The sequence below is a fragment of the Micromonospora fiedleri genome, assembly GCF_016774385.1.
In the GTDB taxonomy this organism is placed as follows: Bacteria; Actinomycetota; Actinomycetes; order Mycobacteriales; family Micromonosporaceae; genus Micromonospora; species Micromonospora gifhornensis.
Window position 1 is genome coordinate 285,772 of record NZ_JAETXL010000002.1, and the last position, 15,159, is coordinate 300,930.

Here is a 15,159-nt window from a genome sequence, read left to right on the forward strand (position 1 = left end):
TCGGACCCGGAGATCCGGGTCGAAGCGGGGCCCTGCGGTGTTGCCTAGCGGGTCACTTACCGCCGGCGAGCTTCTCGCGCAGAGCGGCGAGCGCCTCGTCGGTGGCCAGCGTGCCAGCGGGCTCCTCGGCCTGGCGGCTGGGTGCCGCGCTGGTCGTGGTGGTGGTGCCGGTGGCGGCGGGCTGCGGGTTGGCAGCGGCCTCGGCCTCGGCGGCCCGAGAGGTCTGCACCTGCTTCTGGTGCGCCTCCCAGCGCTGCCGCGCCTCGGCGTACTGGTTCTCCCACGCCTCGCGCTGCTTGTCGTACCCCTCGAGCCACTCGCCCGTCTCCGGGTCGAAGCCCTCCGGGTAGATGTAGTTGCCCTCGGCGTCGTAGGTCGCGGCCATGCCGTAGAGGGTCGGGTCGAAGTGCTCCTCGCCCTCGACGAAGCCCTCGTTGGCCTGCTTGAGCGACAGCGAGATCCGGCGGCGCTCCAGGTCGATGTCGATGACCTTGACCATGACCTCGGAGCCGACCTGGACGACCTGCTCCGGGATCTCCACGTGACGCTCGGCCAGCTCGGAGATGTGGACCAGGCCCTCGATGCCGTCGTCCACCCGGACGAACGCACCGAACGGCACCAGCTTGGTGACCTTACCCGGCACGATCTGCTGGATCGCGTGGGTGCGGGCGAACTGCCGCCACGGGTCCTCCTGGGTCGCCTTCAGCGACAGCGAGACCCGCTCGCGGTCCAGGTCGACGTCCAGGACCTCGACCTCGACCTCCTGGCCCACCTCGACGACCTCGGACGGGTGATCGATGTGCTTCCAGGACAGCTCGGAGACGTGCACCAGGCCGTCCACGCCGCCCAGGTCGACGAACGCGCCGAAGTTGACGATCGAGGAGACGACGCCCTTGCGGACCTGCCCCTTCTGGAGCTTGTTGAGGAACTCGGTGCGCACCTCGGACTGCGTCTGCTCCAGCCACGCCCGGCGGGACAGGACCACGTTGTTGCGGTTCTTGTCCAGCTCGATGATCTTGGCTTCGAGCTCGCGGCCGACGTACGGCTGCAGGTCGCGCACCCGCCGCATCTCGACCAGGGAGGCCGGCAGGAAGCCGCGCAGCCCGATGTCGAGGATGAGGCCACCCTTGACCACCTCGATGACCGAACCGCGGACGACACCGTCCTCGTCCTTGATCTTTTCGATCGTGCCCCAGGCCCGCTCGTACTGCGCCCGCTTCTTGGAGAGGATCAGCCGCCCCTCCTTGTCCTCCTTCTGGAGGACCAGGGCCTCGATGTGGTCACCGACCGAGACGACCTCTGCCGGATCCACATCGTGCTTGATCGACAACTCCCGAGAGGGGATGACACCCTCGGTCTTGTAGCCGATGTCGAGCAGGACCTCGTCCCGGTCGACCTTGACGACGGTGCCTTCGACAATGTCGCCGTCGTTGAAGTACTTGATGGTCTCGTCGATCGCGGCGAGGAAAGCTTCCTCGGAGCCGAGGTCGTCGACGGTGACCTTGGTGGCGCTCGAGGGGGCCTCGATGCTGCTCGTCATGTGGGCGGTTGCTCCGGTCGGATGTGTGTCACAGCAGGCTGGTGTCGCGGTGACCTGTGCGCGCCAACGGATCCGTCGGCGGGCCCACCCAAAAATCGCGTAACGAGTTCTTGATGTGACTCCGTCGACCGCGCACCTGCTCCCTGCCGAGGCACACGATCCGCGAGCGCATCCAATACCCTACCCGCTGCATTACCACAGCGTGCAAGCCCTCCCGTCTCCTCATCACCGCACCACCCGCGAAAGCGGAGATTTCGCCCGGAGGGCCGCAGCCGGCACCGGGGCCACCCCGAGCCCGCGCACCCCAGGGGCCTAGCGTGAACGGGTGGACGACGACAACCGGGTGACCCGGCGCCGGGTGGACGACACCGAGGCACGCCGCGCCAACCGCCACTGGTGGGACGCCGACGCCGACGCGTACCAGGCCGAACACGGACACTTCCTCGGCGAGGTGGACTTCGTCTGGTGCCCGGAGGGGCTGCGCGAGGCCGACGCCCGGCTGCTCGGCGAGGTGGCCGGACGCCGGGTGCTGGAGGTCGGCTGCGGCGCCGCCTCGTGCGCCCGCTGGCTGGCCACCGAGGGCGCCTGGCCGGTCGCCGTGGACCTCTCCGCCGGCATGTTGCGCCACGCCGTCCAGGCCGCCGAGCGCACCGGGGTACGCGTACCCCTGGCCCAGGCCGACGCCCTGGCGCTGCCCTTCCGCGACGCCAGCTTCGACCTCGCCTGCACCGCCTTCGGCGCGGTGCCCTTCGTCGCCGACTCGGCGGCCCTGATGCGCGAGGTGCACCGGGTGCTGCGCCCCGGGGGTCGCTGGGTCTTCTCGGTCACCCACCCGATCGGGTGGGTATGATCTTGCTAGTATTGATGCATGACGTTGCTGAGCAGCCAGGACCGGCGAGCCGCGATCTGTCTCCGCCTCTCCGACGACCCGCACAAGGGCACGAGCCGCGAGGGCGAAGGCATCGCCCGGCAGGGTGAGGACTGCGATGGCCACGCGGAGTACAACCGGTGGCCGGTAGCGCATCGGCTTGTTGACAACGACAAGTCCGCGATGCGTCGGCGGCCCGGCTTCGAGAAGCTGCTGAAGCTCATTGCCGCCGGTGAGATCAACGTGGTTATCGCGTGGTCGAGCGAGCGGCTGCTGAAGACGAAGACCGACGAATATCGGTTCTACGAGACGTGTCTTGCCGCACCTCAGCCGGTGATCGTCTCTTACGCTCGCGGGATGACCTTCGACCTCTCGACTCCGCAGGGGCGCAAATTCTTCGACAACGCGGCGAGTGACGCGCGGTACGAGACGGAGTTGAAGTCGGAGCGCCAGAAGCGGGCGAACCGCCAGCACGCCGAGAAGGGACGCCCGGCCCCCGGTCCCCGGCCGTTCGGCTACGAGCCTGACCGCGTGACGAAGCGCGAAGCGGAGGCCAAGGCGGCGAAGGCGGTCTATCGGGCAATTCTCGCCAAGGGCAAGCTCGCGGCGCAGGTTCGCATGTTGAACGATGCCGGGCTGCGAACCGGGCAGGGAAACCTGTGGCGGACGGAGACGCTGCGCAAGTGGCTCACCAGCCCACGTAACGCCGGTCTGCGCTCGCACCGGGGCGAGGTGGTCACCAAGGCAGCCTGGCCGGCCCTGGTGGACGAGGCGACATGGCGGGCGGTCAAGGCGATCTTAGAGAACCCATCTCGCAAGAGGACCGGTAAGTCCGCCAAGGGGATGAATACCGGGCTGGCCCGTTGTGGTGTCTGCGGTGAGACGGTCAACATGAGCGGCCAGTCGAAGACCGGGGCGAAGAACTACACGTGCCGCACGGGTAAGCATGTCAGCCGGGCGGTTGAGCCCGTGGACGAGCTGGTGAGTGATGTCGTGATCGCCATCATCGAGCGTGACGGGGCTGATCTGCTGGTCGACCACGATCGCCCGGACGTGGACGCGCTGCGTGAGGAGTTGGAGGCGAGCCGCGTTCTGCTCAAGCAACTCGGGATCGACTACGCCAAGAAACGCATTCCGAGGTCAACGATGCTCGCTGGCACCGAGGCAGCCGAGGCAGATATTGCCGAGATCGAGGCGAAAATGGCCGATGCGGGCCGCGTTGACGTCCTCGGCCCGGCTGTTGCCGCCCCGAACGTGCGGGAGTGGTGGTACTCCGACGAGGTGACCAACGACCAACGCCGCGAGATCATCGGCACGCTCATGGACGTCACCATCCTTCCCGCCGTTCGGGGGCGCAAGGGGTTCGACCCCGAGACGGTGAGAATCACGCCGAAGGATTCGGCGCGTCGGGCGAGCTGACGACCGCCGGCAGCATGACGAGCGATCGGCTTGTCATGCTGCCGGCCGATCCGATCGTCGGATAAGGAGGACGAGCGCCGAGCGTTGTTCCTCTGTCAACGGGGGCCACCCGTCAAGCAGCTTGCGTACGTACTCGGCGTTGTGGCGTCGAGTCCGTCCGCCCGTCTGGCCGCCTGGGAGAGCCCGAGGGTGGCGACTTGCGCGGGCGGGTGCGGTTTCACGGCCCATCGCGGTCACCGCCCGCACGTACGTCCTGAGCGGCATCGCGGGCGGCCTGGAGGTCGTCTGCGATGGCGTCGGCGAACATGGCTTGTCCGGCGGTGTGGCCGGTTCCGGCGTAGGTCCAGTGTTTGTCGGTGATGGCGTCGGGGGTGTCGTCGTGGGTGTCCTCCTGGTGCTGGTCGCGGCGGTGTTGTTCGCGGGCGGCGCGTAGCGCGGTGTAGGTGGTGGAGTAGGCGCGGCTTTTGCTGGCGATGTGGCCTCGGTAGCCGAGTTGGTGTGCCCACCGCCGCAGGTTCAGCGCCTTGTACTCGGGTCGCCTGCCGAGGGTCCAGCAGATGCGGATGAGGGTGCGGGCGTGCTCGGTGACGGGAAGCACCGAGATGCTGATGGCGTGGCGGATGGGCCGGTCCACGGTGATGCCGGCGACATCAGGCTTGGTGACGTACTTGGCGATGTAGGAGGCCACGGCCCGCTCGGTCAAGTCGTCGTCGCCGCCGCGACCGGGCAGGATGGGCCGGATGTCGAGCTGCGCCCCGAACCGCAAGATGGTGTCGAGGCCGGGCACGGCCAGGTGCACCCGGCGCGTCGCGGTGCGGATGGTCTGCACCAGCAGCGGCAGGGTTGCCCATGCCGGGGTTGGGGTCTCGGGGGTGGGGCCGTCGAAGCGCATGACGGCGTGGAAGTGCACCGAACCGCGCCGCTGGTACTCCGCGACCTTGGCGTAGGCGACGCGGACCGTGTTGCGGGCGGCGGTGCGGGAAATGCCGCGCGTGGTGGCGATGCCCTCGTAGAGGTTGCGGTGCAGCCGTTGCCACAGGTCGCGGGTGTGGGCGTTCCACAGCACCGCGGCCGGGTAGTCGTAGCACTCCGGGCACAGTGGGGAGCCGGTGAGCGCGTCGCCGCTCGGGTGCCGGTCGAGGCACCACAACGGCCGGCCGTGACCGCAGACGAGGCCCCGACGACCGCGTGACGGCCGGCAGGGCTCGTCGGTGGTGTGCCGGTGGACCGGGCCGAAGCTCGGCGCGGTGAACGTCACGAACACACGCGGATGCCTGCGCACAGTGTCGGGGACGCCCTTGCCGCCGGCGAGCCCCGACACAACAAGTTGGTACGTGTCGCCCTGGTGCAGCCGGGCGCACGGTTCGCAGCGGGACTGGCGGCGGTTGCCGCAGGCGATGGTGAGCCGCCCGTGCGGCTGCTCCGCCGACGTGAACGCGTGCACCAGGCGGCCGGTGGCGGCGTCCACGGTCATCGTGTGGCCGACCAGGTGCACGGGATGTTGGCAACCGCCGATGTGCCGGACACGCGCCAGCCAGGCCCGGAAGTCGGGGTGCGTGGCCGTGGACAGGATCTCGCGGTCGGTGAAGGTCAATCGTTGAAAGTCGCGACTTGAGTTATTTTCGCGCATGGGAATCCCCGTCCAGAAATCTCAGGTCTATTTCTTGCTTAACAATGTCGGAGTCCAACTCCGACAATCGATGTCCTTGCATGCCCAGCCACGATGGCCATAGCGTTCCGGCAGGCATGTGAGCGTCTGTCGACTCAGGGCCCCGGATTCCGCATGCCCCATCCCCCGAAATCACGGTGGACGGCGAATAGCCGAACAGCAACCGCCGGACGCCCACACGGAAGAAGAGGCGATGGTCAATCGATTCGTAAGGCTGCTACTCACCGCAATACTGGTGATCGTCGGCGGACTCGCTGCGAGCGCCGCCCCCGCAGTCGCAGACTCCAGCCCTGCCGCTACTACGAAGGCATACACGGAAACCACGACCACAACCGGGGCCGACCAGTGCTCCAGCCCGGTAAGCGCACGCAAGGGTGCGTGGATGTGCCCGGACACGTCGAAGGTGCGGGCCAACGCGGGAACCTGCTCGGCGTTGGGCTGCTGGTACTACGTCGCGAACTACTGGGCCGAGTTCAGCGGCGATGGCGTCTACGGCTACAACGGCACCACCCTGGGCAGCACCGAGTTCTTCATCGAGGTGAAGTTCAGCGGAGGCAGCTCCACCTCAAAGCCGTTCCAGTTCGAGTCAACGCGCGGCACCAAGCAGGTCCGGGCCTCCGGCGAGCGGCTGTACTTCAGTAGCGCCCACCCCGAGGGCTACCCGGTCAGCGGTGGCGCGTCGTACCGGACGTGGAGCGGCGGCCCCTATGGAGCCTCGGCGCTGGTGAACTGCTTCGGCTCGGGCGGCTACAGCGCGTACGAGGGCACCGTGGCTCACGCCGGGGTGGCTCACCAGTTCGACTGGACAGACCCGTCCAGCTCGTACCCCGGCCGCTGGTACACCTTCATCAAGAGCCCAAAGTTCCACCGCAACTCCGCCGGTGCCTACAACCTCGACAACCCGCCGCAGATGGGTAGCGCCTGGTACGGCTCCGGGTGGAGCCCGTCCTGACGCACCGAGCGAAAACTGTCTGAGTAACCTCTGACGGTCGAGCGCCGCGTGATCGGCAATTGATCACGCGGCGCTCGATCCGCATTGCCTCCCGGATCTGAAAGAGTCGGGTAGCATCCGCTCATGGAGCAGTCTCGCCGCCGCACGGAAGCCTTCTACCTGCCTGCCGATATGCGCGACGAAGAAATCGCACCCGAACAGGTCACGCCTTCTCCCCGCCCCGGACATGGCACCGTCTACCTCCACAAGGGCCGCAGCCTAGAACGACGCATTGTGTGGGCCGCGAAGTGGGTAGACCCCCTGCCAGGAGGCCACACGGCCGGCATAGAGGAAATCGAAGGCACCCGCGACGAGGTTCTGAGGTGGGCGCGGTCGCGTCCGGCAGCGGCCCTCGTTATCCCCACAGAGCAAGAACCGTATTGGGTTCCAGCACCAGACAACGACGACGAGATCAATTTCTAGGCTCGGTCAGTCCCGGCTCTCCTTTCACGCATCCGGTGGGGTTAGCCCCGGCAGTCGCGGCGCCAGGTGTGCCGTGGCCGCAATGACCGCCGCCAGTTCCTCCGGCGACAGGTAGACCGAGCGGGCGCGGATCCAGCCGGCTTCGTCGGCGGTGGTGACCGCGATGCCCTTTACCGCCGGGTCGATCTGCTGGGCGGCGTCCACCGCGTCCGGGTAGAGGTCACCGAGAGTCATCTTCACGGTTTCCTCGTCGTTGACCCGCAGGCAGATCCGACCGGCGAGCTGGGCACGCAGCGCGGTCACGCCAGGGCCGAAGTCGGAACCGACCCGCTGCCCGGCCACGATCACGTGCACGCCCAGGGCCGCGCCGAGCTGCGCCAGCCGCAACAGGTTCGTCGTGGCCCGCAGCGCTTCATCCTTGTCCGCCCGGGAGGCGACCAAGTACAGCTCGGCCAACTCGTCGACGATCACGACCACCGGCACCGGCCGCGCATCGGGCGGAAGCTGCCAGATGTTGCGCGCCCCGTGCTGGCGGCACAGGCCCATCCGCCGCTGTGTCTCCGCGACGAGTGCGGCCAGGATGTCCGCCGCTTCCGCCCGGTCGGTGGCCAGAGCAGACAGCCGGGGTGCGTGTGGAGCCAGCTCCATGCCGCCCTTGCAGTCGATCCCGACCAGCGCCACCGGCCGCGCCGCCCACCGCGCTACGGCGGCATTGATCAGCGTGGACTTGCCCGACTGCGTGGCCCCGGTGATCAGCCAGTGCGGAAAGGTCACCAGGTCGACCACCCACCGCTGCCCGTCCTCCCGCTGCCCCACATCGGCCGCCAGGTCCGCCGGCACCGCAACCGCCGAGGCAAGCGGTTCGATGGCCTCCGAGGGGCGGGAGGTCATCGCGGCCTCCTTCAGTGGCGGCCCGGTCGCCCAGGTCGCCGCTTCCGTCCGCTTCGCGGTAAGGGGATCGGCGGTGAGGATGGTCAACCGGACCCGGCCGCGTCGTCGCGCGTCGACCCGCACCGCGTGCACACCCCAGGCGTGCGCCATCGCCTCCGCCGCGTTGACGAACGGCTCCGGGACCTGCCCCGGGTGCAGCAGGATCACCGCCGTCGCCCCGAAGGAGCGGGGTCGGATACGCCGCAGCAACGGCAGGACCGGCATGATCGGCCGACCCCTCACGAGCAACGGCCCGAGTTGCTCGGTGGTGGGCCGGTCGGTGCCGGTCAAATCCGCGTTGAGGCACAGGTGCCGCCAGGACCGGCGCATCCTCGTGCGCAGCAGCGGAAACCCGAACAGGTACCAGTGCACGCGGGGTGCCAGCCGGCGCAGCAACCGCGACACCACGACCAGCGCGACGATAACGGCACCCAGGACCACAGCGGCGGTGACAATGGTGGGTAGCCATGACTGGATCCGTTCCAGGGTGACCCCCGGGAACTCCGGCGCGAAGCCGGGGAACCCGGGAGTCATCGACGGTGACGGCGTAGGCGGCGGGGCCGATGCCGGCGACATCACCTCTGCGGCGATCATGAGCCGGTGGCCTTACCGCCGCCGCGCTCCCGCTGAGGCGGACCCGGTACCGCAGCAGACGACGAGCCCGCGCGGTTGTCGGTACGGGGACGGACCGGGTAGATCGACGCCGCACGGTAGGACAAGCCGTGCCGACCCTCGATCTCCCACAGCGACACGTCCAGCTCAGTCACGCCGACCGGGCTGCCCTCCGTGACGCCTTCCGGCTGGGCGGAGGTCTGCACGTCGATCACCGATGCCTTGCGGGTACCGGCGCGGCGCACCGCGAGCCCGGTCACCCACAGGTGGTTACCGTCGCGGTCCTTGCGCTGCTCGCCGTCAAGATCGGTCTTGGGTTCCGGCGCAGCCACGCACAGCAGGCCGGTCAGACGAGAAAGATCAACAGGGATGCTGTTCACAACAAACTCCAAAGGTTGGATGAGGTAGTGCTCTACAGGTGGTGCCGTACAGGTGGTGCTCACAGGTGATGCGGTCGTCGGGACAGGGACAGCACGGAGCCGGGCAGCCCGGGGCGGGCCACGACTCCGCACCACCGACACGAGGCACGACGGGAACGGCCACGCGACGGCGCGGCCGGCATGACATGGCACAGCAAACCTCCATAAAGGACAGACGGCGGCGACAGTACCGCCCAGGACCAGGACGACGAGCACGACGGGACCGAGCCCGAGGCGAGGCGACCCATGCCGGCGACCGAGGACCGGGCGGACAAGGCCAGCCGACGCGAGCCGGGCGAGCAGACGCCGCGACAACTCGCAGCCGAACGGCCACGAGCAGACGGCAGCACGGGAACCGGCGCAGACCCAGCGCACCGGGCGACCAACGATCACGGCCAGAACGCCAGGGGCGAAGCGAGCGCGGTCAGCACCCCGGAGGGACGAAGGTGCGTACGAGTTTCCCTACTTGGTCAAGAAACGGGATCGGCGTGGCCGATCCCGCGACAGAGGGAAGGAGAGGAAAGGAGCGGTGGGCGGGGTCGGGGGCTGCGGCCTAGCGGCCGGTCCCCCGCCCCGCCCCAGAAGGAAACAGAGCGCACACGACACCGGAGACGACCAGCACCAACGCCATGCGTCAGAGCCTCACGCCGGACCCCGGAGCACGGGCACACGCGACCCCGCCAGCGACCACGATGGACGATGGCACGAGCAGACCGCGACCACACCCGGCAGCGAGATGGGCGCACGCGGAGTATCGCCGCGACCAGGGTGCCAGCCGACACGCCCGAACCGCGACCGGACCTCACCGATCCAGCCAACACCAGCCGAAACCGTAGGCCACAACATCGAAAGCACCGACGACGCCCGTGCGGTCGATCCACGGCCGGGCTCTGAGGTGCTGCCGCGCCGGCAAGCCGGCTTGCCCCCGAACGCCGACGCTGAACACGGTGAACACCGCACCAGCAGGCACAACGCCACCGCCGACCCGGGATCCATGATCTCCACCCCCTCCCCGGGGCGTCGCGTCGTGAGTAAGGGTCCTTCTACCAACTGAAGGGGACCGTTCGAGGTCCGAATATTCCAAGATCAAAAACTTCGTCGGTGCAACTCGAAGATTTTTTCTGGCCCGCGCGTACTCTCAAGAGATCACGGTCAGGCCGGCATGGGGGGGTCGGTCCGGCTGTCGGTTGTGGAGCCGAGCGACGACGAACGCTCGCAGCGGGGGCCGCACAATGCCGCGGCACCCACACGCGATCTCTCGTACGCTTGTGCGACTCCCGGCGGTGTCCGCAGCACGCCGGGGACCGCACAAAGGGTCAGCGTCGACCCGGCTTATCACCGCCGACAGGCGGCCCGGCGTGTCCCACCCAGCCCGAGGCGACGTTGGGAGGACACGAACCCGTGCCCGAACACCGAGTGCCCACCAGGCACCCCCACGGCATCGCCGTGCCCGGCCAGCTCACTTTCCGCCGCCCACCGGCCACCGGCACCGACGAGCCATCCGACCCGGTAGCCGCACTGCTCAAACACAAGGCCCTGCCCACCAGCCAAGTCCTCTCCGCCGCCATCGCGCTGTGCCGCGTCGGCGTGCCGAAGGGATGGATCACCGGCAGCGACGACCCCCGCCCCGCCCCCGCCGATCAGGTGCTGCGCCGCCTGCTCGCCGACGACGCCACCCGCGAGATCAAAGACCAGGTATGGCGGCACATCGTCGGCCAGGTCCGCGACGACCCCGACAACCGCGAGGACTGGAACCTCTACGCCCTCGGCGTCGCCGCCGGTGGACTCCTGTCCCGCTCCGCCCGCCTCGCCATGCCCGACGACCCCGCCAACCGCGTCATACAAGCTCAGTACCGGCTGATTCACGCCTTCCTCGACCGGATGCAAGCCACCGTGACCACCGCGGCCGGCCACACGCGGTGGCGGCTGGACATCGCCCGGCCCAACGTCTACTCCCGGCTGCTTGGCGGCGCGTACGACCAAGCCAGCGGACGCACCGCACACCGCCGCAAACAGCGCACCCGCCGCCCCGACGAAACCGCAGCCGAGCACCAAGCCCGCATCGCGCGCCTCCGCGAGGAAGAACCCCGAGAGATGCCCGTGGGCGGCGACGACGAACTCAGCGCCCACCACGCCAAGCACCACAACGGACCCGACCGGCGAGGCACGGAGGCCGTCATCGCCCGCCTACAAGAATTCGTCGCCCAGTCCGCACAGATGCCACCCGCCGACCGGATCGACCCCACCAGCGCCGAACTCCTGCGGCGCACCTACCTCGATGGCGAACCCCTCGGCCAAGTCGCCGCCGATCTGAACCTGTCCCCAAGCAACGCATCCAAACGCCGCGCCACCGCCGCCCGGCAACTCCGACGACTCATCGCCCGGCGTCTACCCCAACAGCGACCACACAGCTAGTAGTGCTTTGTTAGGTCGTTGTGGCGTGTCGCTTGTATGAGCGTCGTGCTGGTGTTTGGGTGCGTGCGTGGATGAGCGGGAAATCGCTCGGGTGCGGGCGCAGTTGGAGGACTTCGCGGCAGGGGTGTTCGCGGGGTTGCGGCGGTCGGACCAGCGAGCAACCGGTCTGCGGTATCTGCGTGGGCTGATGCTGGACGGCCGGCGTAAGTCGATGCAGCCGATGGCCGGACGACTCGGGGTCGATCACCAGCAGTTGCAGCAGTTCCTGACTTCCTCGACCTGGGATGTCGCCGGTGTACGACGGCGGCTGGCGGCGGCCGCGGTCGACCTGGTGGCGCCGCAGGTGTGGGTGGTGGACGACACCGGGTTTCCCAAGGACGGCAAGGCATCGGCGTGTGTGGCCCGGCAGTATTCCGGCACGCTCGGCAAGGTCGCCAACTGCCAGATCGCCGTCAGCGTCCACGCGGCGACCGACGCCGCCTCGGCGGTGCTGAACTGGCGGCTGTTCGTGCCGGAGTCATGGGACGACACCTGCGTCCCCGGCCCGGACGGCAAGCCCGCGAACGCGCACGCCCGCAGGCTGCGCCAGCAGCCGGTCACGCGCGACCAGGCCGGGGCGAAGAAACCACATGTGCGTGTGCAGGTGCCGCCTGCCGAGCAGATCGACCAGATCCGCCGGCGGCGCACGGCATCGAAGGTCCCCGACGCCGAGCGGTACCGGCCGAAGTGGCTGATGGCCCTGGAAATGCTCGACGAGTTGGCCGTATGGGGGCTGCGTCCGCCGCTGTTGACCGCGGACGCCGGCTACGGCCAGGTCGCGGAGTTCCGTCAGGGCCTGACCGAACGCGGCATCAGCTACATCGTGGCGACCACGTCGAGCACCACGGCTCAACCCGGTGACGCCCAGCCCGTCGAGGTCCCTTACGCCGGAGTCGGCCCCCATCCCACACCGAAGTACCCCCACCCTGCTCGCAGCCTGAAGGACCTGGCCCTCGCCCACGGCGCCGACGCGGCGCGTCTGGTGCGCTGGCGTGCCCGGCTACCCGCACCCGACCGCGACCCCGACCGGCCCGTCGGTGACCTGTCCGGACACTTCTTCGCCCTGCGGGTGCGCCCCGCCGGCCGGGCCGTCCGACGCGGACCGCACCGCGGTGACGACGGTGTCCTGCCCGAATGCTGGCTGCTCGTGCAGTGGCCTCCCGGCCAGGACGAACCCAGCGACTACTGGCTGTCCGACCTGCCCGCCGACACACCACTTGCCGAACTGGTCCGCCTGGCCAAGAGCCGCTGGCGCGTCGAGCACGACTACCGCGAACTCAAGACCGCCCTCGGCCTCGACCACTTCGAAGGACGCTCCTGGATCGGCTGGCACCGCCACGTCACCCTCGCCGCGGCCGCCCAACTGTTCCTCACCCAACTGCGGCTGGCGCGCCCAAAAGCAGTGGGGCAGACCTGAGCCTGTACGCCGTCCTGCGGCAACTGCAGTACCTACTCGCGACCTGGCTCGGGTTCTGCCCCCTCTGCCGCCAACTCGTCCCAACCTAACAAAGCACTACTAGGGCCTGTATCAAAGTCGGCGAGGGCCTGATCACGGCATTCCGCCACGCTGACCAAACTCGGGCAAGACCAACCCCTAGTCTGTCGCCATGACGGCGAGCCATGGAGTCATCGATTTGGACATGCATGGCGCTGAGCTTGGTGACTCGGATGGGGGCCTCTCCGCCGGAGTTAGGCCCGGACGGAAGGGCGCTGCCTATATGGTCGTTGCCTTGGTAGTCGGCTTGGCGCTCGGTAGCGTCGGCGGTGCCGAGGTGTGGAGTTCTCGCGAGGAACGGGCCGAGGCCAGCACCGTCACACTGGTGGCCTTACCAGGCCCGTCCAACAGTTGGGGAAGCTTGAACGGCGTCGGGACGGTGCGACTCGATGCGCAACTGGTGTTGTTCAACGCCGGCCAGGCACCCGTCATAGTGCAGGTAGATGAGGCACGGAAACCGGGCGTCCTGGTACGTGGTACAGGCCAATCCTGGCTGGTCCGCCCGGGCGGAACGAGTTGGATCGACGTCGAGGTCACGCTCGAGTGCGCAACTGCCTTCACACCGGAGCCGCTGTCCGTCAACTTCTCCGTGCAGACAGCCGACCAGCGAATTCGACGGGCAGGTTTTCCCCTCGCTCTCCAGGGCAGCCCATGGCAGCGAGCGTGCGAGCCTCCACCTCGTGTGGTGCCGGGTCCGGTCACAGCCAGTCGTTGATCGCGGCGATGTGAATGGTGGCTTCGTAGCGGACGGCGAGTTTGTCGAACCGGGTGGCCACGGCGCGGTGGCGTTTGAGGCGGTTGATGTCGCACTCCACGGCGTGACGCTGCTTGTACCGCTGTGAGTCGAAGGCCGGGGGTCGACCGCCCTTGGATCCCTTCTTGCGCCGGTTGGCGTCTTGGTCGGCCTTCGACGTGTACGCCTTGTCAGCCAGGACCCGGTCCGGGCGAGTCCGGGGCCGCCCCGAACCCAGGCGGGGCACCCGGATACCGTCGAGCACCGCGACGAACTGGGGGCTGTCTCCGCGCTGCCCGGCGGTCACCACGATCGACAACGGCTTCTGCCCCTGCTCACACGCCAGGTGCACCTTCGTTGTCAGGCCGCCCCGCGATCGCCCGAGCGCGTGGTCGGTCGGCTCGACCGTGGTCCCGCCCGGCGACTCAGCCTGCAGATCCCCCTTTTACGCGCCCCAGCAGCGTGCTGATGCGCTCGGGCGACCGTCGAGTCTACCGACACGTCCCACACGACGCGCCCGGACGCGTCAGCCAGGGCCTGCAACACGGTCAGGATCCTCGCCCAGGTCCCATCACGCTGCCAACGCCGAAACAGCCCGTACGCCGCAGCCCAGGACCCGTAGCACTCCGGCATGTCCCGCCACGGGGCACCGACCCGTGTCCGCCACCGAATCCCATCAATGAGCTGCCGTTTCGTCCATGCCGACGGCCGACCTGGCCCACGCCCCACGGGCAGCAGCGGCTCCAGCGCCACCCACTGAGCGTCGGTCAGGTCATGCCGCCTCGCCACCGCTAGGGTGTCCACGAGGTCTCCGGTGTTCGGGTTCTGCTTGGTCGCTGAACCAGATACCGGAGACCTCGCTACATCACGAACACCGACACGCGAAGATCCTCAAGCCGGCAGCTCAAGCCCCGGCACCGACTTCGACACAGGCCCTAGACGCCTAGTCCGGCCGCCCCCGTGAACGCGCACCACACCCACGAGGCGGCCGACCGGCCATCAAGCGACCGGAGCGACCGTCGCGGGGTGCTTGTCCCCGCCCCACCCGTAACGGGCCGCCTCCGCCACCACCTGCGTCACCGCTTCCTCGATCAGCTCCCGCGACTCGGTGTCGTCCTCAACCCGCCACCCGTAGCGGGACGTCGCATCCACGAACACCACAATCGCGTCCACGAAAGGACTGACCCGGAACACCAGCGACCACGACGGCCCGTGCACGCGCAGCGCCACCCCACCGTCACCGGGAACGACTCGCAGCACACCCGGGCCGCCACGCTCCACCACAGCGGCAGCCTCTACAAAGGGTTGCCGCATCGCCGGATCATCACCCAACCGAGCGGGCAACACCTGTTGCACGATGACATCCGTTCCGGCGCGCCACGGGTCGATCGTCGGCTGATTCGCAAGAGCATTGACCACCTGATCGGCCAACGCCCGACGACGCCGCGCCGCCTCCGACAACCCCCGAGGCTCCGCAGCACGCTGACCGAACGGCACCGCCGGATCACCCACCGGCAGCACCTTCACCGGCGCGTCCGCACCTTCCGACTGAGCCCGCCACACCTGATCATGAGCGATCTCGGACCACAGATTGCGCAGGTCATCA

The 15,159-nt window shown here is 68.6% G+C and carries 11 protein-coding genes and 1 pseudogene; 6 read left to right on the forward strand and 6 right to left on the reverse strand.

All coding sequences use genetic code 11. From position 1 onward, the window contains the following. Positions 1-52 precede the first annotated feature (52 nt). Complete coding sequence (gene rpsA / locus JMF97_RS05290) at positions 53-1,540, reverse strand: 30S ribosomal protein S1 (RefSeq protein ID WP_013734988.1); 1,488 nt, start codon at positions 1,538-1,540, stop codon at positions 53-55. A 325-nt stretch (positions 1,541-1,865) separates the two neighbouring features. Between rpsA and JMF97_RS05295 the strand changes: the two are divergent. Both JMF97_RS05295 and JMF97_RS05300 read left to right on the forward strand, forming a co-directional pair. After that, a pseudogene (locus JMF97_RS05295) lies at positions 1,866-2,387 on the forward strand (class I SAM-dependent methyltransferase); the annotation flags it as partial. Between the two features lie 21 nt (positions 2,388-2,408). Then, positions 2,409-3,827, forward strand: a complete 1,419-nt coding sequence (locus JMF97_RS05300; protein WP_203220497.1) for a recombinase family protein — start codon at positions 2,409-2,411, stop codon at positions 3,825-3,827. 217 nt (positions 3,828-4,044) lie between these two features. Here JMF97_RS05300 and JMF97_RS05305 read toward each other — a convergent pair whose 3' ends face one another. Beyond that, complete coding sequence (locus tag JMF97_RS05305; RefSeq protein WP_203220498.1) at positions 4,045-5,421, reverse strand: replication initiator; 1,377 nt, start codon at positions 5,419-5,421, stop codon at positions 4,045-4,047. Positions 5,422-5,878: 457 nt separating this feature from the next. Between JMF97_RS05305 and JMF97_RS05310 the strand changes: the two genes are divergently transcribed. Both JMF97_RS05310 and JMF97_RS05315 read left to right on the forward strand, forming a co-directional pair. Then, complete coding sequence (locus JMF97_RS05310; protein WP_203220499.1) at positions 5,879-6,448, forward strand: hypothetical protein; 570 nt, start codon at positions 5,879-5,881, stop codon at positions 6,446-6,448. 123 nt (positions 6,449-6,571) lie between these two features. Beyond that, positions 6,572-6,910, forward strand: a complete 339-nt coding sequence (locus JMF97_RS05315) for a hypothetical protein (protein WP_203220500.1) — start codon at positions 6,572-6,574, stop codon at positions 6,908-6,910. 24 nt (positions 6,911-6,934) lie between these two features. On the opposite strand, the gene JMF97_RS05320 is transcribed toward JMF97_RS05315, so the two are convergent. Together JMF97_RS05320 and JMF97_RS05325 are read right to left on the reverse strand one after the other, a co-directional pair. Further along, entirely contained in the window at positions 6,935-8,374 is a 1,440-nt protein-coding gene (locus tag JMF97_RS05320) for an FtsK/SpoIIIE domain-containing protein (RefSeq protein WP_203220501.1), read from the reverse strand. Positions 8,375-8,430: 56 nt separating this feature from the next. Further along, positions 8,431-8,895 carry a hypothetical protein gene (locus JMF97_RS05325; protein WP_203220502.1) on the reverse strand — a complete coding sequence of 155 codons (465 nt, stop codon included), beginning with the start codon at positions 8,893-8,895 and terminating at the stop codon, positions 8,431-8,433. 1,377 nt (positions 8,896-10,272) lie between these two features. Between JMF97_RS05325 and JMF97_RS05330 the strand changes: the two genes are divergently transcribed. After that, positions 10,273-11,286 carry a hypothetical protein gene (locus tag JMF97_RS05330; RefSeq protein WP_203220503.1) on the forward strand — a complete coding sequence of 338 codons (1,014 nt, stop codon included), beginning with the start codon at positions 10,273-10,275 and terminating at the stop codon, positions 11,284-11,286. A gap of 67 nt (positions 11,287-11,353) precedes the next feature. Beyond that, positions 11,354-12,742: an IS701 family transposase gene (locus tag JMF97_RS05335; protein WP_203220259.1), complete on the forward strand. Its 1,389-nt coding sequence runs from the start codon at positions 11,354-11,356 to the stop codon at positions 12,740-12,742. Positions 12,743-13,518: 776 nt separating this feature from the next. Here the strand turns inward: JMF97_RS05335 and JMF97_RS05340 are convergent. Continuing rightward, positions 13,519-14,357, reverse strand: a protein-coding gene (locus JMF97_RS05340; RefSeq protein ID WP_373307069.1) for an IS5 family transposase whose coding sequence is annotated in 2 segments (ribosomal slippage) — positions 13,519-13,989 and positions 13,992-14,357 — 837 coding nt in all. Because the reading frame shifts where the segments join, the coding sequence is not laid out codon by codon here. A gap of 195 nt (positions 14,358-14,552) precedes the next feature. Next, on the reverse strand, positions 14,553-14,984 hold the full coding sequence (locus tag JMF97_RS31065) for a hypothetical protein (protein WP_238358780.1): 432 nt from the start codon (positions 14,982-14,984) through the stop codon (positions 14,553-14,555). Positions 14,985-15,159: the final 175 nt, after the last annotated feature.